The sequence below is a fragment of the Pseudomonas sp. HY13-MNA-CIBAN-0226 genome (genome assembly GCF_040310305.1).
Lineage (GTDB): Bacteria > Pseudomonadota > Gammaproteobacteria > Pseudomonadales > Pseudomonadaceae > Aquipseudomonas > Aquipseudomonas gregormendelii.
Genome location: NZ_JBEOPS010000029.1, coordinates 42,526 through 67,775 on the forward strand (window position 1 = coordinate 42,526; position 25,250 = coordinate 67,775).

General features: G+C 59.8%; 23 protein-coding genes. 7 read left to right on the plus strand and 16 right to left on the minus strand.

The genetic code is table 11. From position 1 onward, the window contains the following. Window positions 1-71 precede the first annotated feature (71 nt). The 15 genes from rnhB to rpsB form a co-directional block, all read right to left on the minus strand. On the minus strand, window positions 72-698 hold the full coding sequence (rnhB, locus tag AAEZ05_RS25945) for a ribonuclease HII (protein ID WP_045060138.1): 627 nt from the start codon (window positions 696-698) through the stop codon (window positions 72-74). Between the two features lie 11 nt (window positions 699-709). After that, window positions 710-1,840, minus strand: coding sequence for a lipid-A-disaccharide synthase (gene lpxB, locus AAEZ05_RS25950; protein WP_045060137.1), 1,131 nt, complete (start codon window positions 1,838-1,840; stop codon window positions 710-712). 2 nt (window positions 1,841-1,842) lie between these two features. Next, on the minus strand, window positions 1,843-2,619 hold the full coding sequence (lpxA, locus tag AAEZ05_RS25955) for an acyl-ACP--UDP-N-acetylglucosamine O-acyltransferase (protein ID WP_045060136.1): 777 nt from the start codon (window positions 2,617-2,619) through the stop codon (window positions 1,843-1,845). Next, window positions 2,616-3,056: a 3-hydroxyacyl-ACP dehydratase FabZ gene (gene fabZ / locus AAEZ05_RS25960; RefSeq protein ID WP_007907157.1), complete on the minus strand. Its 441-nt coding sequence runs from the start codon at window positions 3,054-3,056 to the stop codon at window positions 2,616-2,618. Before fabZ ends, lpxA begins: the two co-directional genes overlap by 4 nt. A 109-nt stretch (window positions 3,057-3,165) precedes the next feature. Next, window positions 3,166-4,221, minus strand: coding sequence for a UDP-3-O-(3-hydroxymyristoyl)glucosamine N-acyltransferase (gene lpxD, locus AAEZ05_RS25965; RefSeq protein ID WP_122837696.1), 1,056 nt, complete (start codon window positions 4,219-4,221; stop codon window positions 3,166-3,168). Between the two features lie 3 nt (window positions 4,222-4,224). After that, window positions 4,225-4,728, minus strand: a complete 504-nt coding sequence (locus tag AAEZ05_RS25970; RefSeq protein ID WP_010462812.1) for an OmpH/Skp family outer membrane protein — start codon at window positions 4,726-4,728, stop codon at window positions 4,225-4,227. A 45-nt stretch (window positions 4,729-4,773) separates the two neighbouring features. Further along, on the minus strand, window positions 4,774-7,149 hold the full coding sequence (bamA, locus tag AAEZ05_RS25975) for an outer membrane protein assembly factor BamA (protein ID WP_045060134.1): 2,376 nt from the start codon (window positions 7,147-7,149) through the stop codon (window positions 4,774-4,776). A 74-nt stretch (window positions 7,150-7,223) separates the two neighbouring features. After that, the gene (gene rseP, locus AAEZ05_RS25980) at window positions 7,224-8,576 is read right to left on the minus strand and encodes a sigma E protease regulator RseP (RefSeq protein ID WP_045060133.1); all 1,353 of its coding nucleotides are present in this window, start codon (window positions 8,574-8,576) and stop codon (window positions 7,224-7,226) included. A 56-nt stretch (window positions 8,577-8,632) separates the two neighbouring features. Next, window positions 8,633-9,823: a 1-deoxy-D-xylulose-5-phosphate reductoisomerase gene (gene ispC, locus AAEZ05_RS25985; RefSeq protein WP_350649453.1), complete on the minus strand. Its 1,191-nt coding sequence runs from the start codon at window positions 9,821-9,823 to the stop codon at window positions 8,633-8,635. Then, complete coding sequence (locus AAEZ05_RS25990; RefSeq protein ID WP_045060132.1) at window positions 9,820-10,626, minus strand: phosphatidate cytidylyltransferase; 807 nt, start codon at window positions 10,624-10,626, stop codon at window positions 9,820-9,822. Before AAEZ05_RS25990 ends, ispC begins: the two co-directional genes overlap by 4 nt. Next, complete coding sequence (gene uppS / locus AAEZ05_RS25995) at window positions 10,626-11,381, minus strand: polyprenyl diphosphate synthase (RefSeq protein WP_045060131.1); 756 nt, start codon at window positions 11,379-11,381, stop codon at window positions 10,626-10,628. The genes AAEZ05_RS25990 and uppS overlap by 1 nt, the downstream gene beginning before the upstream one ends. A 13-nt stretch (window positions 11,382-11,394) precedes the next feature. After that, the gene (gene frr, locus AAEZ05_RS26000; protein ID WP_045060130.1) at window positions 11,395-11,952 is read right to left on the minus strand and encodes a ribosome recycling factor; all 558 of its coding nucleotides are present in this window, start codon (window positions 11,950-11,952) and stop codon (window positions 11,395-11,397) included. Further along, window positions 11,949-12,692 (minus strand): UMP kinase, encoded by a 744-nt coding sequence (pyrH, locus tag AAEZ05_RS26005; protein WP_003172271.1) that lies wholly within the window; start codon window positions 12,690-12,692, stop codon window positions 11,949-11,951. The genes frr and pyrH overlap by 4 nt, the downstream gene beginning before the upstream one ends. Window positions 12,693-12,902: 210 nt before the next feature. Further along, window positions 12,903-13,766, minus strand: coding sequence for a translation elongation factor Ts (gene tsf, locus AAEZ05_RS26010; protein ID WP_028622556.1), 864 nt, complete (start codon window positions 13,764-13,766; stop codon window positions 12,903-12,905). 191 nt (window positions 13,767-13,957) lie between these two features. Further along, window positions 13,958-14,695 (minus strand): 30S ribosomal protein S2, encoded by a 738-nt coding sequence (rpsB, locus tag AAEZ05_RS26015; protein WP_003219330.1) that lies wholly within the window; start codon window positions 14,693-14,695, stop codon window positions 13,958-13,960. A gap of 374 nt (window positions 14,696-15,069) precedes the next feature. Between rpsB and map the strand changes: the two genes are divergently transcribed. The 3 genes from map to dapC all read left to right on the plus strand — a co-directional run bounded on the left by map (window position 15,070) and on the right by dapC (window position 19,916). Further along, window positions 15,070-15,852, plus strand: a complete 783-nt coding sequence (gene map, locus AAEZ05_RS26020; protein ID WP_045060129.1) for a type I methionyl aminopeptidase — start codon at window positions 15,070-15,072, stop codon at window positions 15,850-15,852. Window positions 15,853-15,896: 44 nt separating this feature from the next. Next, window positions 15,897-18,599, plus strand: a complete 2,703-nt coding sequence (locus tag AAEZ05_RS26025; protein WP_045060128.1) for a [protein-PII] uridylyltransferase — start codon at window positions 15,897-15,899, stop codon at window positions 18,597-18,599. A 117-nt stretch (window positions 18,600-18,716) separates the two neighbouring features. Then, window positions 18,717-19,916: a succinyldiaminopimelate transaminase gene (gene dapC, locus AAEZ05_RS26030; RefSeq protein ID WP_045060127.1), complete on the plus strand. Its 1,200-nt coding sequence runs from the start codon at window positions 18,717-18,719 to the stop codon at window positions 19,914-19,916. A 112-nt stretch (window positions 19,917-20,028) separates the two neighbouring features. On the opposite strand, the gene AAEZ05_RS26035 is transcribed toward dapC, so the two are convergent. Next, window positions 20,029-21,660 (minus strand): Na+/H+ antiporter, encoded by a 1,632-nt coding sequence (locus AAEZ05_RS26035; protein WP_045060126.1) that lies wholly within the window; start codon window positions 21,658-21,660, stop codon window positions 20,029-20,031. Window positions 21,661-21,903: 243 nt separating this feature from the next. Here AAEZ05_RS26035 and AAEZ05_RS26040 point away from each other — a divergent pair, with 243 nt between their 5' ends. The 4 genes from AAEZ05_RS26040 (at window position 21,904) to AAEZ05_RS26055 (ending at window position 25,164) form a co-directional block, all read left to right on the plus strand. Continuing rightward, window positions 21,904-22,212 carry an arsenate reductase gene (locus AAEZ05_RS26040; RefSeq protein WP_236695863.1) on the plus strand — a complete coding sequence of 103 codons (309 nt, stop codon included), beginning with the start codon at window positions 21,904-21,906 and terminating at the stop codon, window positions 22,210-22,212. 33 nt (window positions 22,213-22,245) lie between these two features. Next, a complete protein-coding gene (dapD, locus tag AAEZ05_RS26045) occupies window positions 22,246-23,280 on the plus strand; it encodes a 2,3,4,5-tetrahydropyridine-2,6-dicarboxylate N-succinyltransferase (protein WP_045060124.1) in 1,035 nt (344 codons plus the stop codon). Window positions 23,281-23,557: 277 nt separating this feature from the next. After that, entirely contained in the window at window positions 23,558-24,763 is a 1,206-nt protein-coding gene (locus AAEZ05_RS26050) for an aminotransferase class V-fold PLP-dependent enzyme (RefSeq protein ID WP_045060123.1), read from the plus strand. Then, the gene (locus tag AAEZ05_RS26055) at window positions 24,760-25,164 is read left to right on the plus strand and encodes a SufE family protein (RefSeq protein ID WP_045060122.1); all 405 of its coding nucleotides are present in this window, start codon (window positions 24,760-24,762) and stop codon (window positions 25,162-25,164) included. The genes AAEZ05_RS26050 and AAEZ05_RS26055 overlap by 4 nt, the downstream gene beginning before the upstream one ends. The last annotated feature ends 86 nt before the right edge of the window (window positions 25,165-25,250 follow it).

The following is a 25,250-nucleotide window of genomic DNA, read 5'->3' on the forward strand; positions in this document are numbered from 1 at the left end:
TCCTGTCTGTGAGCTCGAAAACAACAAGGCCCGGATTGTACCGGGCCTTGGCGAAAACATCAGCCTTGCGACTAACTCTCGATCAGGCTCTCACGAGCCTCATACGCCAGGCGTACCGGGGCGAACGAACGCCGGTGAATCGGCGTTGGTCCCAGGCGGGCCAGGGCTTCCAGATGAACGGGGGTCGGGTAGCCTTTGTGGCCGCCAATGCCGTAACCCGGGTAAATCAATTCGAAAGCAGCCATTTCACGGTCGCGGCTGACCTTGGCCAGGATCGATGCCGCTGCAATCGCAGGCACCTTGCCGTCGCCCTGCACCACCGCTTCGGCGCGCATGGACAATTTCGGGCAGCGATTGCCATCGATCATCGCCAGCTTGGGCTGGATGTGCAGGCCCTCGATGGCGCGCTGCATTGCCAGCATGGTGGCGTGAAGAATGTTCAGCTCGTCGATTTCCTCGACTTCGGCCCGGGCAATGCACCAGCTCAGAGCCTTTTCGCAGATTTCATCGTAGAGTTTTTCGCGACGGGCCTCGGTGAGCTTCTTCGAGTCGTTAAGGCCGAGGATCGGACGGTTCGGATCGAGGATTACCGCAGCCGTCACCACGGCCCCGCAGAGCGGACCGCGACCGACTTCATCGACGCCGGCAACCAGTTCTTCGACTTCTGCGACCAAGGTGAAATCCAGTCCCATCTGCATGCTTGTCTTGCTCATTGTACTTGGCCAATCAGTTTCAGCACGGCATCTGCCGCCTGGTTGGAGGCGTCCAGACGCAAGGTCCGGTGAATTTCGTCGAAGCCGCGGGTTTGCTCTTCCCCGCCTTCGATCAGGGGGGACAAGGTCTGGGCCAGGGCTTCGACCGTCGCATCATCCTGGAGCAATTCCGGCACCAGCAGGCGCTGGGCCAGCAGGTTAGGCAAAGACACATAGGGGCTTTTGACCATGCGCTTGAGAATCCAGAACGTCAGCGGTGCCAGGCGATAGGCCACCACCATGGGCCGTTTGTACAACAACGCTTCAAGCGTAGCCGTTCCGGACGCGATCAACACCGCGTTGCAGGCGGCCAGTGCAAGATGGGATTGACCATCGAGCAGCGTCAGGGGCAAATCCCGCCCGGCCAGCATCGCTTCCAGCTGGGCCCGACGCTGCGGGCTGGCGCACGGCATGACAAATCGCACACCCGGACGCATGGCGCGCAGGCGCTGGGCAGTATCGAGGAACAGCTCGCCAAGACGCCCGACTTCACCGCCACGACTGCCCGGCATCAGCGCAACCAGAGGGCCGTCCGGCAAGCCGAGCTCGGCCCGCGCGGCGGCGCGATCGGCCTCAAGCGGAATCGCATCGGCCAGGGAGTGCCCGACAAAACGCACCGGCACGCCCTTCTCTTCATAGAATTTGGCTTCGAACGGGAACAGCGTGAGCATCAGGTCACAGCCTTCGCGAATCTTTAGCACGCGCTTCTGACGCCAGGCCCAGACCGAAGGGCTGACGTAGTGCACGGTCTTGATCCCGGCCTGACGCAGCTTGAGTTCGATATTGAGGTTGAAATCCGGGGCATCGATGCCGATGAACACATCCGGTTTCTCGGCGATGAGATCGCCGACCAGCTTCTTGCGCCGGGCCAGCAGCTCACGCAGACGGCCCAGCACTTCCACCAGGCCCATGACCGACAGGCGTTCCATGGGGAAGTAGGAAACGAGACCCTCGGCCTCCATCAACGGCCCGCCGACGCCAATGAACTCTACCGCCGGGTGCTGAACCTTGAGCGCGCGCATGAGACCCGCGCCCAGAATGTCACCGGAAGCCTCACCCGCTACCAGCGCGATACGCAAGTTAGCCATGATTAACGGGTTATGCCGCGGGTCGAAGACTGGATCGAGTCACGGAACACTGCGACTTCCGGGAACTGCGCCGAGGCCTCGCCCAGTTCGGTCAGTGCCTGCTCGACCGTCAGGCCCTGGCGGTACACGACCTTGTAGGCGCGACGCAGGGCATGAATGGCTTCTTCACTGAAACCGCGGCGGCGCATGCCTTCGAAGTTCATGCTGCGGGCTTCGGCCGGGTTGCCGAACACCGTGACGTACGCCGGGACGTCCTTGCCAATGGCGGTGCCCATGCCGGAAAAGCTGTGGGCGCCGATATGGCAATACTGATGCACCAGGGTGAAGCCGGACAGGATCGCCCAGTCCTCCACATGCACATGCCCCGCCAGCGCGGTGTTGTTGACCAGGATGCAGTGGTTGCCGATGACACTGTCGTGGCCGATATGGGCATAGGCCATGATCAGGTTGTGATCACCCAGGGTCGTTTCCGAACGGTCCTGAACAGTCCCACGGTGAATCGTCACGCCTTCGCGAATGACGTTGTGGTCGCCGATCACCAGGCGAGTTTCTTCGCCCTTGTATTTCAGGTCCGGCGTGTCTTCGCCTACCGAGGAAAACTGGTAGATGCGATTGTGTTTACCAATGCGGGTCGGGCCCTTGAGAATCACATGCGGCCCGATCACTGTCCCCTCGCCGATTTCCACACCAGCGCCGACGATCGACCAAGGGCCGACCTCGACGTCGTCGGCCAGTACGGCCGTCGGATCGATGATTGCGCGAGGGTCAATCAAACTCATAGTTTGCGTTCCGCGCAGATGATTTCAGCGGAGCACACTGGCTTGCCGTCCACCGAAGCCTGGCACTCGAACTTCCAGATCTGACGCTTGCAGCTCAGGAACTTGGCTTCAAGGATCAACTGATCGCCCGGCAGCACTGGCTGGCGGAAGCGCAGTTTGTCCGAACCGACGAAGTAGTAGAGGGTGCCGTCGGCTGGTTTCACGTCGAGCATTTTGAAACCAAGGATCCCGGCAGCCTGAGCCATTGCTTCAATGATCAGTACGCCCGGCATGATTGGGTGCGCCGGGAAGTGACCGTTGAAGAACGGTTCGTTGATGCTGACATTCTTGTAGGCGCGAATGCGCTTGCCTTCCACATCCAGATCCACGACCCGGTCCACCAGCAGGAACGGGTAACGGTGAGGCAGGTATTCGCGAATCTCGTTGATGTCCATCATTTCGGGGGGAAGCCTATGTAAAGATTGGGAGCGCGCGACTAAAAGCGCACCCCTCTAGCAAATCAAGGAGGCAGTCTAGCGGCTGTGCACACTTGATATGGAAATGGTATCAGCCATCTGATGAAGCATTACCGTCAGGGGTCACTTCCCCTGCACGCTTTTCCAGCTGACGCAAACGCCGCGCGATGTCATCGAGCTGACGGATGCGTGCCGCGCTTTTGCGCCACTCGGCTGCCGGCTGCATCGCCGTACCGGAAGAATAGGCACCCTTTTCGGTAATCGAATGGGTCACCATGGTCATCCCGGTGATGAAAACGTTGTCGCAAATTTCGATATGCCCCACCAGCCCCACGCCACCGGCGAGCATGCAATGCTTGCCGATCTTGGTGCTGCCGGAGATCCCCACGCACGCCGCCATGGCGGTGTGATCGCCAATTTGTACGTTGTGGGCGATCTGAATCTGGTTGTCGAGCTTCACGCCATTGCCAAGTACCGTATCGGCGAGCGCACCACGGTCGATCGCGGTATTGACCCCGATCTCGACGTCATCACCGACCAGCACACCGCCGATCTGGGCGATCTTCTGCCAAACGCCTTTCTCGTTGGCGAAACCAAAACCTTCGCCGCCCAGCACTGCGCCCGACTGAATCACGACCCGTTTGCCAATGCGAACGTCGTGGTACAGCGTCACTCGCGGTGCCAACCAGCCACCTTCGCCGATTTCGCTGCGCGCCCCGATGAAGCAATGTGCGCCAACCGTCACGCCGGCGGCAATACGCGCCGCACTTTCGATCACCGCGAATGCACCGATGCTCGCTGCCGGGTCAACCACAGCATCGGCAGCGATGACGGCGGTCGGATGAATGCCGGCAGGCGCCTTCGGCTTGGGATCGAACAGATGGGAAATCCGCGCGTAGGCCAGGTACGGATCCGGCACCACCAGTACGTTACCGGCAAACCCGTCCGCATCTGCGGCTTTGAGCAACAACGCTGCAGCCCGGCAATCAGCCAGGTACTTGCGATACTGAGGGTTTGCCAGAAAGCTCAACTGAGCTGGGCCAGCCTCTTGCAAAGTGGCTAGCCCAGTAATTTCTTTCTCCGGGTCGCCACGCAGGGTGGCGCCGAGGAACTCGGCCAATTGGCCGAGCTTCATAGTCGCTGTCATGGATTACTTCAGCTGATTCATGCGCTCGATAACCTGGCGAGTGATGTCGTACTGAGGTTTGACATCGATCACTGCGCCACGCTCGAAGACCAGGTCAAAAGCACCTTTCTTGATGACTTCTTCCACAGCGCTGTCCAGTTTTGGCTTGAGCTGCTTCAGCATTTCACGGTCAGCAACGGCTTTGGCTTCGTTCAGCTCCTTGGACTGGAACTGGAAATCACGGGCCTTTTGCTTGAACTCAAGCTCCAGGCGCTCACGCTCGCCTTGCTGCATCTTGTCGCCACCGGCCATCAGGCGGTCCTGAATGCCCTTGGCACTGCTTTCCAGGGTCTTGAGCTTGGACAGCTGAGGACCGAACTTCTTCTCGGCATCCACGGCGTACTTCTTGGCCGCGTCAGATTCGAGCAAGGCCATCTGATAGTTCAGGACCGCGATTTTCATGTCGGCAAAAGCCGGACCTGCGACCAGTACGGTTGCCAGGAGAACCAATTGAGTCAACTTACGCACGATGCACTCCTACAAAATCCATTGTCGTTATCTTGGGTCAGACGCTTAGAACGTCTGGCCGAGGGAGAATTGGAACACTTGAGTCTCAGCATCATCCGGTTTCTTCACTGGCATGGCCAAAGCGAAGCTCAACGGACCCAGTGCGGTGACCCAGGTCACACCGACACCGACGGAACTGGCCATGTTGCTCAGGCTGATGTCGTTGCACTTGGTGCGGGACTCCGAGCCGTCAGCATTGGTAGTGTCCTTGCACTGCGAGTCGAACACGTTACCCACGTCCCAGAAGACCGAAGTCCGCAGGGAGCGTTGATCCTTGACGAACGGCAGTGGGAACAGCAGTTCCACGCCGCCCTGGATCAGGACGTTACCACCGAACGGCAGTGGATCCTGGTCCGGATCTTCTGCGGTACCCGGGTTGGTGCCACGACTTGGCGTACTGCGAGGACCCAGGGTGCTGTCCTTGAAGCCACGAACCGAGTTGAAACCACCAGCATAGTAGTTTTCATAGAATGGCAAGCCATCGGTCGAACCGTAACCGTCGCCATAACCCAATTCAGTGTGCAGGCGCATGGTGTAGTTCTCGCTCAGCGGCTGGAACAACTGGCCACGGTAGTCGAGCTTGAAGAACGACAGGTCGCTGCCCGGCGTAGTGGTTTCCAGGGTCAGGCTCTGGGAACGACCACGGGTAGCCAGCACGCCCTTGTTCAGGGTCGACTCGGACCAGCCGGCCGACGCCTTGAAGTTCAGGTACTTGTCACCCTCCTTGTCCACGAAGTCGAAAATTTCATCAACGGTGTAGACACCGGTCTTGATCGTGTCCTGCTGTGCGGTCAGGCCGAAGGTCAGGCGCGACGTCTCGCTGATCGGGTAACCCACGCTCACGCCGGCACCCAGGCTGTCTACCGCATAGCTGGCGATATCAGTTTCGAGATTGTCATAGTCGGTCGTGCGGTAGAAAGCGTTGTAACCCAGGCTCACGCCATCAGCAGTCCAGTACGGGTCGACATAACCGAAGTTATAGCGGCTCTGGTATTCACTGCGGGTCAGGCCGATGCTGACCTTGTTACCGGTACCCAGGAAGTTGTTCTGGGTGATCGAGCCGCCGAGGATCAAACCGGCACTCTGGGCGAAACCGACACTGGCGGTGATGGAACCGGAGGCCTGCTCTTCCACGCTGTAGTTCACGTCCACCTGATCGTCGACGCCCGGTACTGCTGGCGTTTCAACGTTGACTTCCTTGAAGAAGCCCAGGCGTTCAAGACGGGTCTTGGACTGGTCGATCAGGTAGGTCGAAGCCCAGCCACCTTCCATCTGGCGCATTTCACGACGCAGCACTTCGTCTTCGGACTTGGTGTTGCCACGGAAGTTGATGCGGTTGACGTAGGCGCGCTTGCCCGGGTCCACGGCGAAGGTGATGTCGACCGTGTGGTCGTCATCGTGCGGCTGAGGCACACCGTTGACGTTGGCGAATGTGTAGCCTTCGTTACCCAGGCGGCGAGTGATCAGTTCCGACGTAGTGGTCATCAGCTTGCGCGAGAACACCTGGCCTTTCTGCACCAGCAGCAGGGATTTGACCTGGTCTTCAGGGACTTTCAGATCGCCGCTCAGCTTGACGTCACGAACGGTGTATTTCTCGCCTTCGTTGACGTTGACGGTGATGTAGACGTGCTTCTTGTCCGGGGTGATCGACACCTGGGTCGAAGCGATGTCCATGTTGATGTAGCCACGGTCCAGGTAGTAGGAACGCAGACGCTCCAGGTCACCGGACAGCTTTTCACGGGCGTACTTGTCATCGTTCTTGAAGAACGACAACCAGTTGGTGGTCTTGAGTTCGAACAGGTCGATCAGGTCTTCGTCAGGGAAGACGGTGTTACCCACCACGTTGATGTGCTGGATAGCAGCAACCGTGCCCTCGTTGATATTGACCTTCAGCGCGACGCGGTTGCGCGGCTGCGACACCACTTCGGTGTCGACGGTTGCGGAGTAGCGACCCTGAGCGACGTACTGGCGCTGCAGTTCGTTACGAACACCCTCAAGGGTGGCGCGCTGGAAGATTTCACCTTCGGCCAGACCGGACTGTTTAAGGCCCTTCATCAGGTCTTCAGTGGAAATCGCCTTGTTACCTTCGATTTCGATACTGGCGACCGACGGACGCTCGACTACCGTGATGACCAGGACGTTGCCATCGCGGCCCAGCTGGATATCTTGAAAGAAACCGGTTTTGAACAACGCACGAGTGGATTCCACCAGGCGACGATCGTCAGCCTGCTCGCCGACGTTCAACGGCAAGGCACCAAAGACACTACCCGCGGAGACCCGCTGGAGGCCATTGACGCGAATATCAGAGATAGTGAAGGACTCGGCGTGAACTTCGGCGATCATCAATACGGTGAGAACCGCAGTTAGCAGCAGACGTTTCATGAAGTCCTTTCTTATTCCAACTGGCAATAAACAAACTGCCGCAAAATGCGGCAGATTCGCAATTCAGCGAAGTGTTACAGACGGCCCAAATCATTGACCAGGGCAAGTAACATCACCCCGACCACCAAACTGATACCGATCTGTATCCCCCAACCCTGCACCCGATCCGACAAGGGGCGACCACGCACCCACTCGATCAGATAAAACAACAAATGCCCCCCATCCAGTACTGGAATGGGCAACAAATTCAGAACGCCCAGGCTAATACTCAGATAAGCAAGGAAATTCAGGAAATCAGCGACACCCGACTGGGCAGAAGCGCCCGCCACTTTAGCAATGGTTATCGGTCCACTCAAGTTTTTTACCGAGAGCTCGCCGAACAACATTTTCTTGAGCGAATCGAGGGTCAGAATGCTCATGGTCCAGGTACGTCGAGCCCCTTCCCCGATTGCCGCGACCGGACCGTAACTGATCTCGCGAATCATCTCTGGTGGCCAATCGACTGCTTTTACCCCGGCCCCCAGGTATCCGCTGGGCGCCTTGCTCTCGCCGCGAGCTGCCAGGGTCACTGGAACGTCGATTGGAGCCCCATCACGCTCGACCCGCAACACGATCTTGCTGTCAGGGCGCAGGCGAACCGTATCCACCACTTGTTGCCAGTCGTCGAGGGCCTTGCCATCGAGGGCCAGCAAACGGTCGCCCGTCTTCAGGCCGGCAGCCTGTGCCGGGCCTTTCGGGTCGAGTTCGGCCAACACCGGCGGCAGAGCCGGGCGCCACGGTCGAATGCCCAGCGAACGAATCGGATCGGGCTCATCTGCGCCTTTGAGCCACTTATCCAGCACCAGCTCGCGCGGGGTATCGCTGGTGGAACCCGGATCCCGTACAACCAGCTGCAACGCGCCGCTTTCGCCCAACCTGCGAACCAGCTGCAGGTTAACCGCGGCCCAGCCGGAAGTCGGCTCGCCATCTATTGCAACAATTTCCTGGCCCGCCGTCAGCCCGGCCTTGGCCGCGATGCTGGCGGGCTCGACACCACCGATGACCGGGCGCACCTGGTCGCTGCCCAGCATGGCGAGCACCCAGAAGAAAAACATCGCCAGCAGGAAGTTGGCGATCGGGCCCGCGGACACGATGGCGATACGCTGGCGTACGGACTTGCGATTGAAAGACTGATCCAGCTGATCGACCGGCACTTCGCCTTCGCGCTCGTCCAGCATCTTCACGTAGCCGCCCAACGGAATGGCGGCGACCACGAACTCGGTACCCTGCCTGTCGTGCCAACGCAGCAACGGCATGCCGAAGCCTACGGAGAAACGCAGCACTTTAACCCCACAGCGACGCGCGACCCAGAAATGGCCGAACTCGTGGAAGGTGACCAGCACGCCCAACGCAATCAGGGTGCCGACAATCATGTAAAGCGCGCTCATCTATTCTCTCCGCAATCCTATCCAGTGCTGCATGGGCTTGCGCATTGCAACACGTGTCAGCGCCCGTGGCGACTCAGCCATTGCCCGGCCAGTTCACGAGCCTTGGCGTCTGCCGTAAATACGGCATCGAGATCCTCCACCGCAACCACCGGCTCAAGATTCAACACTTGTTCGATAATACTCGCGATTTCCAGATAACGAATCCTTCCGTCGAGAAACGCGGCTACCGCCACCTCATTTGCTGCATTGAGCATGGCCGGTGCACTGTTGCCGGCCTCGGCCGCCTGACGCGCCAGGCGCAGGCAGGGGAAACGCTCCTCATCAGGCGCCTGGAAGTCCAGGCGAGCGATCGCGAACAGGTCCAGCGGCGCCACACCCGAGTCAATGCGCTCCGGCCAGGCCAGGGCGTTGGCGATCGGCGTACGCATATCGGGATTGCCCAACTGCGCCAACACCGAACCGTCTATGTAATCGACCAGGGAATGTATGACACTTTGCGAGTGGATCACCACCTCGACCTGGGACGGCTTGGCGTCGAACAGCCAGCAGGCTTCGATCAGCTCAAGCCCCTTGTTCATCATGCTGGCCGAATCGACCGAAATCTTGCGCCCCATGGACCAGTTAGGATGAGCGCAGGCCTGCTCTGGCGTCACGTGTTGAAGCTCAGCCAGCGGCGTCTGGCGGAACGGACCACCGGAGGCCGTGAGCAAAATACGACGAACCCCGACCGAACCCAGGCCCTGGGCGAAATCCCGCGGCATGCATTGGAAGATCGCATTGTGCTCACTGTCGATTGGCAACAGTGCCGAGCCGCTCTTGCGCACCGCCTGCATGAACAAGGCGCCGGACATTACCAGCGCTTCCTTGTTAGCCAGCAGGATCTTTTTGCCGGCCTCGACCGCCGCCAGGGTCGGGCGCAAGCCTGCCGCTCCGACGATGGCAGCCATCACCGCATCCACTTGCGGATCGGCTGCGACCTGGCACAAGCCCTCTTCGCCGACCAATACCTGCGTCGACAGGCCGGCCGCGCGCAACTCTTCCTGCAGGCGTCGACCGGCGTTGACTTCAGGCACCACGGCAAACCTTGGCGCATGGCGCACACACAAGGCCAGCAGCTCGCTCAGACGAGTGAACCCGCTGAGGGCAAACACCTGGAAGCGATCCGGGTGCCGGGCAATGACGTCAAGGGTGCTCAGGCCAATCGAGCCCGTAGCCCCCAGCACGGTAATCTGCTGTGGGCGACTCACGGTGCCGCCATCCACAACAGCACCGCAAACACCGGGATGGCCGCGGTCAGGCTGTCGATCCGATCCAGCACCCCACCGTGACCTGGCAGCAGGTTACTGCTGTCCTTGATCCCGGACTGGCGCTTGAACATGCTCTCAGTGAGGTCGCCCACCACCGAGATGAATACGATCACCGCCGCACCGATCAAGCCCTTGAGCAGTTCTGCAACCGTCCAGTCGCGAACCAGCCCGACGAAAAACGTAATGACCAGCGCCAGCGCCAGGCCGCCGTAGACCCCTTCCCAGCTCTTGCCAGGACTGACCTGCGGCGCCAACTTGCGCTTGCCAAAGGCTCGACCGGAGAAATAAGCCCCGATATCCGCGCCCCACACCAGCACCATCACCGCCATGATCAGCCAGTTGCCCAGAGGCTCCTGCTTGATCAGGATCAGGCCTTGCCAGGCCGGAAGGAGAACCAGCAGGCCGATCACCAGCTTGCAGGCGGCGCTCGACCAATGACCGCTCGAACGCGGGTACGTCAGCACCAAATAGGTTGCAACGCCCCACCACAGCACCGCAGCGCCCAGGACCCAAGGCGCGAGCCCGGGCAATATATGCATGAAAAACAGCATAACCGCGACGGCCAGCGCGTAGCCGACACGAACTGGCTGGGCGGTAAAGCCCGCCAGGCGAGCCCACTCCCATGCGCCCAGGGTTACGACCAGGCCAATGAACAGCGCAAAGCCGGAGCCTTCCAGCAGGAAAAAGCCGCAAAGGGCGATCGGCAGCAGGATCAGTGCAGTGATGATTCGTTGTTTAAGCATTAAGCCCGGGCTCCAGCTTCGACCTGCTCGCTCGTTTTACCGAAGCGGCGCTGGCGCGAAGCGAAATCGGCCAGCGCTTTGCGCATGGCGTCGTGTTTGAAGTCCGGCCAGAACAGGTCGGAGAAGTACAATTCGGCGTAAGCCAGCTGCCACAGCAGGAAGTTGCTGATGCGGTGCTCGCCACCGGTGCGGATGCACAGGTCCGGCAGCGGCAGGTCACCCGTCGACAGACAGGTCTGCAGCAGCTCCGGCGTGATGTCCTCCGGACGCAGATGCCCGGCCTGGACTTCACGAGCCAGGCGTTGCGCGGCTTGAGCGATGTCCCACTGACCACCGTAATTGGCGGCGATCTGCAAGACCAGGCGATTGGCGCCCACCGTCATGGCTTCAGCCTCGCGCATGGCGGCCTGGAGTTCGGGATGGAAGCGCGAACGGTCGCCAATGATGCGCAAACTGATGTTGTTGTCGTTCAGGCGCTTGGCCTCGCGACGCAGCGCCTTGAAGAACAACTCCATCAAGGCACTGACCTCATCGGCCGGGCGCTGCCAGTTTTCGCTGGAGAACGCGAACAGGGTCAATACCTCGACCCCGGCCTCGGCACACACCTCGATCACGGCACGCACCGCATCGACGCCGGCCTTATGACCGGCGACACCGGGCAAAAAGCGCTTTTTCGCCCAGCGGTTGTTACCATCCATGATAATCGCGACATGGCGCGGCACCGCGAAGGGCGCAGTCTGCTTAGTCTTTTCCATGAAAACGCGACCCTTATACGGCCATCAGGTCCGCTTCTTTCTGCTTGGTCGCAGCGTCGATATCCGCCTCAGCCTTGTCGGTGAGCTTCTGGATATCGGCAGCGGCACGACGTTCTTCGTCTTCGCTGATTTCCTTGTCCTTCACCAGCTTCTTCAGGTCGCCAAGCGCATCGCGACGAATGTTGCGCACGGCAACACGAGCGTCTTCCGCAGCACTGCGAGCCTGCTTGGTGAAGCCCTTGCGGGTTTCCTCGGTCAGTGCCGGCATGGAGATCAGCAGCAGCTCGCCCAGGTTGGTCGGATTGAGGTTCAAACCGGCGCTCTGGATGGCCTTGTCGACTGCGGCGAGCATGTTGCGCTCGAACGCCACGACCTGCAGGGTACGGGAGTCTTTGACGGTCACGTTGGCGACGCCGCTCAACGGGGTGTCGGTACCGTAGTAAGGCACCATCACGCTGCCCAGAATGCTCGGGTGAGCCTTGCCGGTACGAATCTGTCCAAACGCGTGGGACAGAGACTCCAGGGATTTCTGCATGCGCGCTTGAGCGTCTTTCTTGATTTCGTTGATCATTGTTGGCCTTCCTCGATCAGGGTCCCTTCAGCGCCGCCATGCACGATATTCAGCAGGGCGCCGGGCTTGTTCATGTTAAAGACGCGCAATGGCATCTTGTGGTCGCGGCACAGGCAAATGGCTGTCAGATCCATTACACCCAGCTTGCGATCCAGCACTTCATCGTAAGTCAGATGATCGAACTTCTCGGCATGCGGGTCTTTGAATGGGTCGGCAGTGTAGACGCCATCGACCTTGGTCGCCTTGAGCACGACATCGGCATCGATTTCGATAGCACGCAAGCATGCCGCCGAATCCGTGGTAAAGAACGGATTGCCGGTACCGGCCGCGAAAATAACCACTTCCTTGGCGTTCAGGTGGCGCATGGCCTTGCGACGATCATAATGATCAGTCACACCTACCATGGAAATAGCCGACATCACGATGGCCGAGATATTGGCACGTTCCAGCGCGTCGCGCATGGCCAAGGCGTTCATCACAGTGGCCAGCATGCCCATGTGGTCGCCAGTTACCCGATCCATGCCGGCTGCGCTCAGCGCTGCACCGCGGAACAGGTTGCCACCGCCGATCACCAGACCGACCTGCACACCGATGCCAACCAGCTGGCCGACTTCCAGTGCCATGCGATCCAGAACTTTCGGATCGATCCCGAACTCTTCCGAGCCCATCAGGGCCTCGCCGCTAAGCTTGAGTAGAATGCGTTTATAGCGAGCCTGATAACCACTGCCCTGCTGAGCCATTGCGAATCTCTCCTGCGGCGTATTTTAAAAATTCTTTGCGAGCTGTTTACAGCTGGCGTTCACTCTAGCTTGGCGCTGCTTCAGCGCCATCGGAACATGGCTTTGTAAGCCAGTTCCAAAGGGAAACCAATTAAAAATTTGGCCCCCCATCTGAAAAGAGGCTGCGCGCGTGAGCGGGCAGCCTCTTCAGGGCGACAGTTGAAAACTGTCTTATTGCTTGGCGGCGGCCAGCTGGGCAGCAACTTCTTCAGCGAAGTTGTCGACCGGCTTCTCGATGCCTTCGCCTACCTTGAAGTAGGTGAAGGAAACGATTTCAGCACCGGCTTTCTTGGCCAGTTCGCCAACCTTGATTTCAGGGTTCTTGACGAACGCCTGCTCAACCAGGCTCGCTTCAGCCAGGAACTTGCTGATACGGCCTTTGACCATGTTTTCAACAATGTTCTCCGGCTTGCCGGCGATCTTGTCAGCGTTCAGGGTCAGGAACACGCCCTTCTCACGCTCTACCGCTTCAGCCGAAACTTCCGATGGCAGCAGGAATTCAGGGTTGGTCGCAGCTACGTGCATCGCGATGTCTTTAGCCAGCTCAACGTCGCCGCCTTTCAGAACAACCGCAACACCGATTTTGTTGCCGTGCAGGTAGCCACCAACAACATCACCTTCAACGCGAGCCAGGCGACGGATGTTGACGTTTTCGCCAACCTTGCCGACCAGTACCAGGCGATCAGCTTCTTGAGCTTCGATCAGCGGAGCAACGTCAGTCAGTTTGTCAGCGAACGCTTTTTCAACGCTGGATGCGACAAATGCCTTGAAGTCGTCCTGCAAAGCCAGGAAGTCGGTCTGCGAGTTCACTTCCAGCAGAACGGCGGACTTACCGTCTTCTTTCAGAGCGATAGCGCCTTCAGCAGCTACGTTGCCTGCTTTCTTGGCAGCCTTGATGGCGCCCGAAGCACGCATGTCATCAATGGCTTTTTCGATGTCGCCGCCGGCCTTGGTCAAGGCCTTTTTGCAATCCATCATGCCTTCGCCGGTGCGCTCGCGCAGTTCTTTGACCAACGCTGCAGTAATCTCTGCCATTTCAAAATCCTCTTGGATAGGTTTTCAACCATTCCACCCGAGCAAACGGGCGTTCAATTCTTCCCGAAGCCTTATTTGATAGCGGCTGCACATTACAAGGCTGCAACTGCGCTGCACACAAATGGTTTTCGAGGTGGCAAAAAGGGGGCCAAGCCCCCTTTTTGCTTACTGAGTCAACGCCAAGGCGTCAATTACTCAGCTGCAGCTACCGGAGCTTCTTCAACGAACTGCTCGGTACCACCAGCAACGTGGTTGCGGCCACGGATTACAGCGTCAGCCATCGAACCCATGTACAGCTGGATAGCGCGGATTGCGTCATCGTTGCCTGGGATGATGTAGTCAACGCCTTCCGGGCTGCTGTTGGTATCGACTACGCCGATAACCGGGATACCCAGCTTGTTGGCTTCGGTGATCGCGATGCGCTCGTGATCAACGTCGATAACGAACAGAGCGTCTGGCAGACCGCCCATGTCCTTGATACCACCCAGGGAACGATCGAGCTTCTCAAGATCGCGAGTGCGCATCAGCGCTTCTTTCTTGGTCAGCTTGGCGAAAGTACCGTCTTCGGCTTGCACTTCAAGGTCACGCAGACGCTTGATGGAAGCACGGATGGTTTTGAAGTTGGTCAGCATGCCGCCCAACCAGCGGTGATCGACGTACGGCGAACCGCAACGTGCTGCTTCTTCAGCAACGATCTTGCCAGCGGAACGCTTGGTGCCGACGAACAGAATCTTGTTTTTGCCCTGGGCCAGGCGCTCTACGAAAGTCAGAGCTTCGTTGAACATTGGCAGGGTTTTTTCAAGGTTGATAATGTGAATCTTGTTACGCGCGCCGAAAATGTACTTACCCATTTTCGGGTTCCAGTAACGGGTCTGGTGACCGAAGTGCACACCGGCCTTCAGCATATCGCGCATGTTGACTTGGGACATGATAGTTCCTTAATAAGTCGGGTTTGGCCTCCACGTATCCCAATGACCAACCAGCAGCATCAGCTGAAGGCACCCAGGTCATCGTGTCGACACGTGTGTGGATTTAAGCCTTTCGGGGTATCCCCGGAAAGCGGCGCATTTTATACCATAAGACTCGCAAAAACGGAACCCGGATTCTCAATTCCTGACGCACGCCTTTATCCGCGCCCTTGGAATCCCCCTGGAATGCGCCCATCTATATGAGGAAGCAATGCACAGAGCCTCAGATTTGCACTGATCGTCTGGTAGAATCGCGTTTTTCAGGGCGGCGAAGATCGTTTGCGCACCGCCCATCTTGACTTAGTGAAGCGCCATCGAGCGCAGAGAGAGCCTGTATGACCGTCAACCTCAAGACACCAGAGGACATCGCAAAAATGCGTGTCGCCGGCAAACTGGCCGCCGATGTGCTGGAAATGATCGCCGAACATGTCAAACCGGGTGTCACCACCGAAGAACTGGACCGCATTTGCCATGACTACATCGTCAATGTGCAACAGGCCATTCCTGCGCCGCTGAATTATAAAGGCTACCCGAAGTCAATCTGCACCTCGATCAACCATGTGGTCTGCCATGGCATTCCCAACGAGAAACCATTGAAGAATGGCGACACGTTGAACATCGACGTGACCGTGATCAAGGACGGCTATCACGGCGACACCAGCCGCATGTTCCACGTCGGCACCGTACCGGTCTGGGCCGAGCGTTTGTCCCAGGTCACCCAGGAATGCATGTACAAGGCTATCGAAATCGTCAAACCGGGCTGCCGCCTGGGCGACATTGGCGAAGTGATCCAGAAGCACGCTGAAAAGAACGGTTTTTCGGTGGTTCGCGAGTTCTGCGGCCACGGCATCGGCAAAGTGTTTCACGAAGAGCCGCAGATCCTGCACTACGGTCGTGCCGGCACCGGCATGGAGCTCAAGGCGGGCATGACCTTCACCATTGAGCCTATGATCAACCAGGGCAAGGCCGACACCAAGGTGCTGGGCGACGGCTGGACTGCCATTACCAAGGACCGCAAGCTCTCCGCGCAATGGGAACACACCCTGGTCGTGACCGAGACTGGCTACGAGATTTTCACCCTGCGCGCCGATGACACCATCCCTCGCGTTTCGGCCTGATTCAACCCGCGCAGCTCCCCGTCCATAGAAAGGAAAGCCAATCGATGCCGCAGGTGGATCCAGAACTCTTCGACCGCGGCCAGTTCCAGGCTGAACTGGCCCTGAAGGCGAGCCCCATTGCCGCCTTCAAGAAGGCCATTCGCCAGGCCCGCGAAGTGCTCGACGGGCGCTTTCGCAGCGGCCGCGACATTCGGCGCCTGATCGAGGATCGCGCCTGGTTCGTCGATAACATCCTGCAAAAGGCCTGGGAACAATTCGACTGGAGCGAAGACGCCGACATCGCACTGGTGGCGGTCGGCGGCTACGGTCGCGGCGAGCTGCACCCTTATTCCGACATCGACCTGCTGGTCCTGCTGGACAGCGCCGATCACGAAGTTTTCCGCGATTCCATCGAGCGCTTTCTTACGCTGCTGTGGGACATTGGCCTGGAAGTCGGCCAAAGCGTTCGCTCGGTGGACGAATGCGCCATTGAAGCCCGCGCCGATCTGACGGTTGTCACCAACCTGATGGAAAGCCGCACCATCAGTGGCCCCGAGCGTCTTCGCCAGCGCATGCTCGACGTCACCAGCACCGCGCACATGTGGCCCAGCAAAGACTTCTTCCTGGCCAAGCGCGCTGAACAGAAGGCCCGCCACCACAAGTACAACGACACCGAATACAACCTGGAACCCAACGTCAAAGGCTCGCCCGGCGGCCTGCGGGACATCCAGACGATTCTGTGGGTGGCCCGGCGCGAGTACGGCACCTTGAACCTGCGGGCGCTGGCAGGCGAAGGCTTCCTGGTTGAAAGCGAAAATGCCCTGCTGGCCTCGTCCCAGGAGTTCCTGTGGAAGGTGCGCTACGCCCTGCACATGCTCGCCGGTCGCTCCGAAGACCGCCTGCTGTTCGATCACCAGCGCACGATTGCCGGGCTGCTGGGTTTTGAAGGCGATGATGCCAAGCAAGCCATCGAAAACTTCATGCAGCAGTACTACCGGGTGGTCATGAGCATCGCCCAGCTCAGCGACCTGATCATCCAGCATTTCGAGGAAGTCATCCTCGCCCCGGATGACGAAGCGCCGCCACAGCCGATCAACTCGCGGTTCCAGTTGCACGACGGCTACATCGAGGCGCGCAACGATAACGTGTTCCGCCGCACCCCGTTCGCCATGCTGGAAATCTTTGTTTTGATGGCCCAGCAGCCGGAAATCAAGGGCGTGCGCGCCGATACCATTCGCCTGCTGCGCGAGCACCGTCACCTGATCGACGATGAGTTTCGCAACGACATTCGCAACACCAGCCTGTTCATCGAGCTGTTCAAGTGCAAGATCGGCATTCATCGCAACCTGCGCCGAATGAACCGCTACGGCATCCTCGGGCGCTACCTGCCTGAGTTCGGCTTTATCGTCGGGCAAATGCAGCACGACCTGTTCCACATCTATACGGTCGACGCCCACACCCTGAATCTGATCAAGCACTTGCGTAAGCTGCAGTACACCCAGGTGTCAGAGAAATTCCCGCTGGCCAGCAAGCTCATGGCCAAGCTGCCCAAACCTGAATTGATCTACCTGGCCGGCCTGTATCACGATATCGGCAAAGGCCGGCACGGCGACCACTCGGAAATCGGCGCAGTCGATGCCGAGGCGTTCTGCCAGCGCCACCAGTTGCCGGTGTGGGACAGCCGCCTGATCGTCTGGCTGGTGCAGAATCACCTGGTGATGTCGACCACTGCCCAGCGCAAGGACCTGTCGGACCCGCAAGTGATCCATGACTTCGCGCAGATCATCGGAGACGAAACCCATCTCGACTATCTATACGTGCTGACCGTGGCGGACATCAACGCCACCAACCCGACGCTGTGGAACTCCTGGCGCGCCAGCCTGCTGCGCCAGCTCTACACCGAGACCAAGCGGGCCCTGCGCCGCGGCCTGGAAAACCCGGTGGACCGCGAGGAGCAGATTCGCCAGACCCAAAGTGCTGCCCTGGACATCCTGGTACGCGGCGGGACCGATCCGGACGACGTCGAGCAGCTATGGGCGCAACTGGGGGATGACTACTTCCTGCGCCACACCGCTGGCGACGTGGCCTGGCACAGCGACGCGATCCTCCAGCAGCCGGCTGACGGCGGGCCACTGGTGCTGATCAAGGAAACCACACAGCGCGAATTCGAGGGCGGTACCCAGATCTTCATCTATGCCCCCGACCAGCACGACTTTTTTGCCGTGACCGTGGCGGCAATGGACCAGCTCAACCTGAACATCCACGACGCAAGGGTCATCACCTCGAGCAGCCAGTTCACCCTCGACACCTACATCGTGCTCGATACAGATGGCGACTCGATTGGCGACAACCCGACCCGGGTCAAGCAGATCCGCGAAGGCCTGACCGAGGCGCTGCGCAACCCGGACGACTACCCGACCATCATTCAGCGCCGGGTACCGCGCCAGCTCAAGCATTTCGCGTTCGCGCCCCAGGTGACGATCCACAACGACGCCCAGCGCCCGGTGACCGTGCTGGAACTCAGCGCCCCGGACCGCCCGGGCCTGCTGGCACGCATCGGGACCATCTTCCTCGAGTTCGACCTGTCATTGCAGAACGCGAAAATCGCCACCCTGGGCGAGCGCGTGGAAGACGTGTTCTTCATCACCGATGCGAACAATCAGCCTTTGTCCGACCCGTTGCTGTGCAGCCGCTTGCAGGATGCGATCGTCGAGCAATTGACCGTCAACCAGGAATCCGAAATAAAGCTGTCGCGACTCACTATCTGAATTATCCCCCCCTGTGGGAGCGAGCCTGCTCGCGATGGCGTCCGTCCATTCAACATCGCCAATGACTGACACAACGCTATCGCGAGCAGGCTCACTCCTACATTGAATGAGGCCCCCATGAACAACGCCCTGACCCAGTTGCAGCCCTACCCGTTCGAGAAGCTCCGCGCCCTGCTCGGCAGCGTCACGCCAAACCCGGACAAGCGCGCTATCGCCCTGTCCATCGGCGAGCCCAAGCACCGCTCGCCCGCCTTTGTTGCTGAAGCACTGGCAAGCAATCTGGATCAGATGGCCGTGTACCCGACCACCCTCGGCATTGCCGCATTGCGCGAAGCCATCGCTGCCTGGTGCGAACGACGCTTCAGCGTTCCTAACGGCTGGCTCGACCCGGCGCGCAACGTGCTGCCGGTCAACGGCACTCGAGAAGCGCTGTTCGCTTTCACCCAGACGGTGGTCAATCGTGCCAATGACGCGCTGGTGGTCAGCCCTAACCCGTTCTACCAGATCTACGAAGGTGCGGCGTTCCTGGCAGGCGCCAAGCCGCACTATCTGCCGTGCCTTGATGCCAATGGCTTCAATCCGGACTTCGACGCAGTTTCGCCGGATATCTGGAAACGCTGCCAGATCCTGTTTCTGTGCTCGCCGGGCAACCCCACTGGCGCACTGATTCCAGTCGAAACCCTGAAAAAGCTGATCGCCCTGGCCGACGAATACGACTTCGTTATCGCCGCCGACGAGTGCTACAGCGAGTTGTACTTCGACGAACAGACCCCACCCGCCGGCCTGCTCAGCGCCTGCGTGGAACTGGGTCGCCAGGACTTCAAGCGCTGCGTGGTGTTTCACAGCCTGTCCAAGCGTTCCAACCTGCCAGGCCTGCGCTCGGGCTTCGTGGCCGGTGACGCCGACATCCTCAAGGGCTTTTTGCTGTATCGCACCTACCACGGCTGTGCGATGCCTGTGCAGACTCAGCTGGCCAGCGTGGCCGCATGGAATGACGAAGTGCACGTGCGCGCCAACCGCGACCTGTACCGCGAGAAATACGACGCCGTGCTGGCAATCCTCAGCCCGGTGCTGGACGTGCAGCGTCCGGACGGCGGTTTCTACCTGTGGCCGAACGTTGAAGGTGATGACGAGGCGTTTTGCCGCGACCTGTACGCGGAAGAACATGTGACGGTGGTGCCGGGCTCCTACCTGTCCCGCGAAGTCGACGGGTTCAACCCCGGGGCTGGGCGCGTGCGCCTGGCACTGGTTGCGCCGCTGGCCGAGTGCGTCGAGGCCGCTGAACGTATCCGCGCGTTCATCCAACGCCGCAGCTAAGCGCCGCCCCCCCCGGTAGGAGCTGCCGAAGGCTGCGATCTTTTGGCGTCTTCAAGGACGCTGAAAGTCAAAAGATCGCAGCCTTCGGCAGCTCCTACCGGGCGGGTCACCATTACTTCACCTGCCCCAAATTGGCCTCGCTCAAATCCAGCTCCGCCAACACCTCACGCAGTACGTCATCGCCAATCTGGTGATGACGGCTGAGGCTATACAGTTCCAGTCGCTGCGCCCGCAATGCTTTCAAGCGCATGCGCCGCTCCAGCAGGTCCATCTGAAACGCCAGTGCCTGGGCTTCCGCCGAATCGTTGAACACCTCCAGCTGATGCCGGTATTCGGACATGATCCGCGCCTTGAGCTCGGCGGCGAGTGCTGCCTGCGCCGCGTCCTGCGGCTTGGCTTCTTCGGCTTCGAGCGCATGAATTGCCGCCTCGGCGGTCTTGCGCCAGGCCTCACGCACTTCATTGCGCCGCTTGTCGTCGGGGCTTTTTTCGATGCCACGCAGGAGCAACGGCAGCGCAATACACGCCGCAATCAGTGACAGCAGGATCACCCCGGCCGCGATGAATATCAGCAAGTCACGCTCGGGGAATGCCACGCCACCCATCAACATCGGCACCGACAACACACCCGCCAGCGTCACCGCCCCGCGTACGCCGCCAACGGTCAGTAACCAGCACGAGCGCGCAGTCGGAACCTGCGTCATTTCAACCTTGCCGCGCCAGCGGCGCAGCAGGCCTGACAAGCGCCAGATGCTTTGCACCCACACGAACCGCAACACCAACAGCACCAGAAAGATTGCCAGCACATCCAGGCAGCGGTAGAGCAAGGTCGGCCACAACGAGGTTTCATGACTGGCAACTGCCTTGATGATGTCCGGCAGCTGCAAGCCCAGCAGCAGGAAAATCAAACCGTTGAAAGCGAACTCCAGCAGCGACCAGACGCTGCGATTGAGCAGTCGGGTACTGGTCTGGCGCGGCAGCAGGTCGAGCCAACTCTGCATCATCCCTGCCGCCACCGCCGACAGGATGCCCGATGCTCCCAGGCGCTCGGCCAGTACGTAGGCGGCGAAGGGCAGCAACAGCATAAACACCACGTGGGTCGCGGGGTCATCCCAGCCGCGCGCGATCATCCAGGAGCGCAGGCGCCCGACCAGCCAGCTCAGCGCAACCCCGACCGCCAGCCCGCCGACCGCTACCAGGACGAATGTCAGGCTCGCATTGGCCAGGGAGAACACGCCGGTGACAGCGGCAGCCAAGGCAAATTTGAACGTCACCAGGCCTGAGGCGTCGTTCATCAGTGCCTCGCCCTGCAACATGTGCATCAATGGCGTCGGCAGCCTGTTCTGCGAAATCGCCGACACCGCCACGGCATCCGTAGGCGACAAGACTGCCGCCAGCGCGAACGCCACCGGCAAGGGAATGCTTGGCAATAACCAATGAATGAAATAACCGGCGCCCACCACAGTGAACAACACCAGGCCCACTGCCAGCGTCAGGATCGGCCCCCGCAGGCGCCATAGCTCGCGCTTGGGCATCCGCCAGCCATCGGAAAACAACAAAGGCGGCAAAAACAGAAATAGAAACAATTCAGGGTCCAGTGCCACATGCAACCCCAGCGTCGGCCAGGCCAGCAGGGCTCCGGCGCAAATCTGCACCAGCGGCAAGGGCAGCGGGATAACCCGCCCTACCAGACGGGATACACTGACCAGCATCAGCAGGATCAGGACGGTGTAGGCGGTTTGCATAAAGCGTTTTCCCAGGCAATCGACAGCATTGAAGTGCCATATTAGCGGTTTAGACTGCGGGCTGGCCGTTACACCTATGTCGCATCGCGGGTATCAAACTGCCTCACTCCCACAGGTTTACGCGCTAACCGCAAGGTCATGGCATAATCCTTCACCTTTTTTTCCAGCACCTGTAAAGGGGGCAATTCCTTGACCGTTTCAAGTAAAACCTTGCACCTTTTCGGCATCAAAGCTTGCGACACCATGAAAAAGGCGCGCACCTGGCTTGATGAACACGCTGTCAGCTACGACTTCCACGATTACAAAACGGCCGGAATTGACCGTGAACACCTGACCCAGTGGTGTAACGAGCACGGCTGGCAAGTGGTGTTGAACCGCGCAGGCACGACCTTTCGCAAACTCGAAGACGAACGCAAAGCCGATCTCGACCAATCGAAAGCCATCGAATTGATGCTCGCGCAACCCTCGATGATCAAGCGCCCTGTGCTCGATCTCGGTGACCGAACCCTGATTGGCTTCAAGCCAGATATTTACGCGGCAGCGCTCAAGTAAGCCAGCCCGTTCAATTTTGTTAGAGGTATTTACATGTCCAATTCCCTGTTCAGCATCGCTTTCGGCGTCGGCACCCAGAATCGTCAAGGCGCATGGCTGGAAGTGTTTTATCCTCAGCCGCTGTTGAATCCGTCGGCCGAACTGGTGGCTGCCGTCGCGCCAATTCTCGCTTACAGCGAAGGCAACCAGGCCATCACCTTCACCACCGCGCAGGCTGCGCAACTGGCTGAAGCCGTGAAGGGCATCGACGCGGTACAAGGCAAGTTGCTGACCCGACTGGCCGAAAGCCACAAGCCGCTGGTCGCCACCCTGCTGGCCGAAGACGCGCAACTGACTTCTACCCCAGAGGCGTACCTCAAGCTGCACCTGTTGTCCCATCGTTTGGTCAAGCCCCATGGCCTGAACCTGGCCGGGATCTTCCCGCTGCTGCCGAACGTAGCCTGGACCAGCCAGGGCGCAATCGACCTGAGTGAACTGGCCGAACTGCAACTCGAAGCCCGTCTGCGCGGCGAGCTGCTGGAAGTGTTCTCGGTAGACAAATTCCCGAAGATGACCGACTACGTCGTACCGGCTGGCGTGCGTATCGCCGATGCGGCCCGCCTGCGCCTGGGCGCTTATGTCGGTGAAGGCACCACTGTGATGCACGAAGGTTTTGTCAACTTCAACGCCGGCACCGAAGGCCCAGGCATGATCGAAGGTCGTGTCTCGGCAGGCGTATTCGTTGGCAAGGGCTCGGACCTGGGCGGCGGTTGCTCCACCATGGGCACCCTGTCGGGCGGCGGCAACATCGTGATCAAGGTAGGCGAAGGCTGCCTGATCGGCGCCAATGCCGGTATCGGCATTCCACTGGGCGATCGCAACACCGTTGAGTCTGGCCTGTACGTGACCGCTGGCACCAAGGTTGCGCTGCTGGACGAGAAAAACCAGCTGGTGAAAGTGGTCAAGGCCCGTGAACTGGCCGGTCAATCCGACCTGCTGTTCCGTCGCAACTCGGAAACCGGTGCCGTGGAATGCAAGACCCACAAATCGGCCATCGAACTGAACGAAGCGCTGCACGCTCACAACTAAACTGCGCCATTAACCTGTAGGAGCGAGCTCGCTCGCGAAAATCGCTACGACAACGCGGTTATTCAAGTAGCCAGAGTTATCGTTGACGTCCATCGCGAGCAAGCTCGCTCCTACAGGTGCACAGTCAATTCTGTAGGAGCGAGCTCGCTCGCGAAAATCGCTCCGACAACGCGGTTATTAAAGTAGCCCGAGTTATCGTTGACGTCCCATCGCGAGCAAGCTCGCTCCTACAACGGGTTTGGCATTTTCCCGCCCATGTTTTGCAGGGCCCATTTGCATGATGATCCCCTCCCCGTGGCGCGCCGACTTCCCGGCCATCGCCGCACTGCAACGGCAAGACCAGACTTATCTGGACAACGCCGCCACCACGCAAAAACCCCAAGCCCTGCTGGATGCTCTGGCGCACTACTACGCCAACGGCGCCGCCAACGTGCATCGGGCACAACACCTGCCCGGCGCCCACGCGACCCAGGCATTCGAGGACAGCCGCCGCAAAGCCGGACAATGGCTGAATGCCGGCGATAGCGGGCAGATCATCTTCACCCACGGCGCCACCTCCGCGTTGAATCTCCTGGCCTATGGCCTGGAGCACTCATTCCAGCCGGGCGACGAGATCGTTATCAGCGCCCTGGAGCATCACGCCAACCTGCTGCCATGGCAGCAATTGGCCCATCGCCACAAGCTGAAGCTGGTGATCCTGCCACTGGACACCGACGGCCTCATCGACCTGGACGCCGCCGCCCTGCTCATCGGCCCGAGCACTCGCCTGCTGGCTGTCAGCCAGCTCTCCAACGTGCTGGGAGCCTGGCAACCGTTACCCGCCCTGTTGGCCCTGGCACGGAGCCACGGCGCCATCACCGTAGTCGATGGCGCCCAAGGGATCGTTCACGGTCGCCACGACGTGCAGGCCCTGGGTTGCGACTTCTATGTGTTTTCCAGCCACAAGCTGTACGGACCGGATGGCCTCGGTGTGCTGTTTGGCCGGCATGAAGCACTGGCACACCTGCGCCACTGGCAATACGGCGGCGAGATGGTGCTCGATGCCAATTATCACGACGCTCGTTTTCGTCCCGCGCCCCTGGGTTTCGAAGCCGGAACACCGCCGATCGCCAGCGTCATCGGGCTCGGCGCCACCCTGGATTATCTGGCAGGTCTGGATCAGGAAGCCGTGTCGGCCCATGAAGCCGCCCTGCACGACTATTTGCTCAAGGGCCTGCAAGCCCGCAACGGCATTCGCCTGCTGGGCAAACCGCAACTGGCCCTGGCCAGCTTTGTGGTCGAGGGTGTGCATAACTCGGATCTGGCGCACCTGCTGACCGAACAGGGGATTGCCGTGCGCGCTGGTCATCACTGCGCCATGCCGTTGCTGAAGAGTCTTGAACTGGCCGGCGCGATCCGGGTGTCGTTGGCGCTGTACAACGACTCCGATGATCTTGAGCGGTTCTTTGAAGCCCTGGACCAGGCCCTGGAGTTGCTGCGATGAGCCTGCCAGCGGACGCCGTCACGGCGCTGGCCACCTTCCAGGAAGCCGCAGGCTGGGAACAACGCGCGCGCCTGTTGATGCAGTGGGGCGACCGCCTGCCTGCACTCGGCGATGAGGACAAAGTCGACGCCAACCGCGTGCATGGCTGTGAAAGCCAGGTGTGGTTGGTGGGCTCGCTGCAGGACGGCCACTGGCAGTTTGCCGCGAGCAGTGATGCGCGGTTGATTCGCGGGTTGGTGGCGTTGCTGCTGGCGCGTGTCAATGGCCTGCCGGCGAGCGAATTGAAGCAGGTCGATTTGCCGCAATGGTTCAATCAACTGGGACTGGGCCGGCAGCTCTCCCCCTCGCGCAGCAATGGCCTCAATGCAGTACTGCAGCGCATGCAAGAACTCGCCCCGTAGGAGCCGACTTGAACTGGTCAAGCAATCCCGGACACCGTTTACGGTGCTTATGCCGCTTTTTGCTCCATAGCTATTGGCGACAGGTA

Excerpts from the sequence above, each read along its gene's own strand:
- map (WP_045060129.1), top strand. The coding sequence starts at position 15,070 with ATGACCGTCAACCTCAAGACACCAGAGGACATCGCAAAAATGCGTGTC.
- tsf (WP_028622556.1), bottom strand. The coding sequence starts at position 13,766 with ATGGCAGAGATTACTGCAGCGTTGGTCAAAGAACTGCGCGAGCGCACC.
- lpxB (WP_045060137.1), bottom strand. The coding sequence starts at position 1,840 with ATGGCTAACTTGCGTATCGCGCTGGTAGCGGGTGAGGCTTCCGGTGAC.
- rnhB (WP_045060138.1), bottom strand. The coding sequence starts at position 698 with ATGCAGATGGGACTGGATTTCACCTTGGTCGCAGAAGTCGAAGAACTG.
- uppS (WP_045060131.1), bottom strand. The coding sequence starts at position 11,381 with ATGGAAAAGACTAAGCAGACTGCGCCCTTCGCGGTGCCGCGCCATGTC.
- lpxA (WP_045060136.1), bottom strand. The coding sequence starts at position 2,619 with ATGAGTTTGATTGACCCTCGCGCAATCATCGATCCGACGGCCGTACTG.
- AAEZ05_RS26055 (WP_045060122.1), top strand. The coding sequence starts at position 24,760 with ATGAGCCTGCCAGCGGACGCCGTCACGGCGCTGGCCACCTTCCAGGAA.
- AAEZ05_RS26040 (WP_236695863.1), top strand. The coding sequence starts at position 21,904 with ATGAAAAAGGCGCGCACCTGGCTTGATGAACACGCTGTCAGCTACGAC.
- AAEZ05_RS26050 (WP_045060123.1), top strand. The coding sequence starts at position 23,558 with ATGATGATCCCCTCCCCGTGGCGCGCCGACTTCCCGGCCATCGCCGCA.
- AAEZ05_RS26025 (WP_045060128.1), top strand. The coding sequence starts at position 15,897 with ATGCCGCAGGTGGATCCAGAACTCTTCGACCGCGGCCAGTTCCAGGCT.
- lpxD (WP_122837696.1), bottom strand. The coding sequence starts at position 4,221 with ATGACAGCGACTATGAAGCTCGGCCAATTGGCCGAGTTCCTCGGCGCC.
- AAEZ05_RS26035 (WP_045060126.1), bottom strand. The coding sequence starts at position 21,660 with ATGCAAACCGCCTACACCGTCCTGATCCTGCTGATGCTGGTCAGTGTA.
- AAEZ05_RS25990 (WP_045060132.1), bottom strand. The coding sequence starts at position 10,626 with ATGCTTAAACAACGAATCATCACTGCACTGATCCTGCTGCCGATCGCC.
- dapD (WP_045060124.1), top strand. The coding sequence starts at position 22,246 with ATGTCCAATTCCCTGTTCAGCATCGCTTTCGGCGTCGGCACCCAGAAT.
- bamA (WP_045060134.1), bottom strand. The coding sequence starts at position 7,149 with ATGAAACGTCTGCTGCTAACTGCGGTTCTCACCGTATTGATGATCGCC.
- rseP (WP_045060133.1), bottom strand. The coding sequence starts at position 8,576 with ATGAGCGCGCTTTACATGATTGTCGGCACCCTGATTGCGTTGGGCGTG.
- fabZ (WP_007907157.1), bottom strand. The coding sequence starts at position 3,056 with ATGATGGACATCAACGAGATTCGCGAATACCTGCCTCACCGTTACCCG.
- frr (WP_045060130.1), bottom strand. The coding sequence starts at position 11,952 with ATGATCAACGAAATCAAGAAAGACGCTCAAGCGCGCATGCAGAAATCC.
- pyrH (WP_003172271.1), bottom strand. The coding sequence starts at position 12,692 with ATGGCTCAGCAGGGCAGTGGTTATCAGGCTCGCTATAAACGCATTCTA.
- rpsB (WP_003219330.1), bottom strand. The coding sequence starts at position 14,695 with ATGTCCCAAGTCAACATGCGCGATATGCTGAAGGCCGGTGTGCACTTC.
- dapC (WP_045060127.1), top strand. The coding sequence starts at position 18,717 with ATGAACAACGCCCTGACCCAGTTGCAGCCCTACCCGTTCGAGAAGCTC.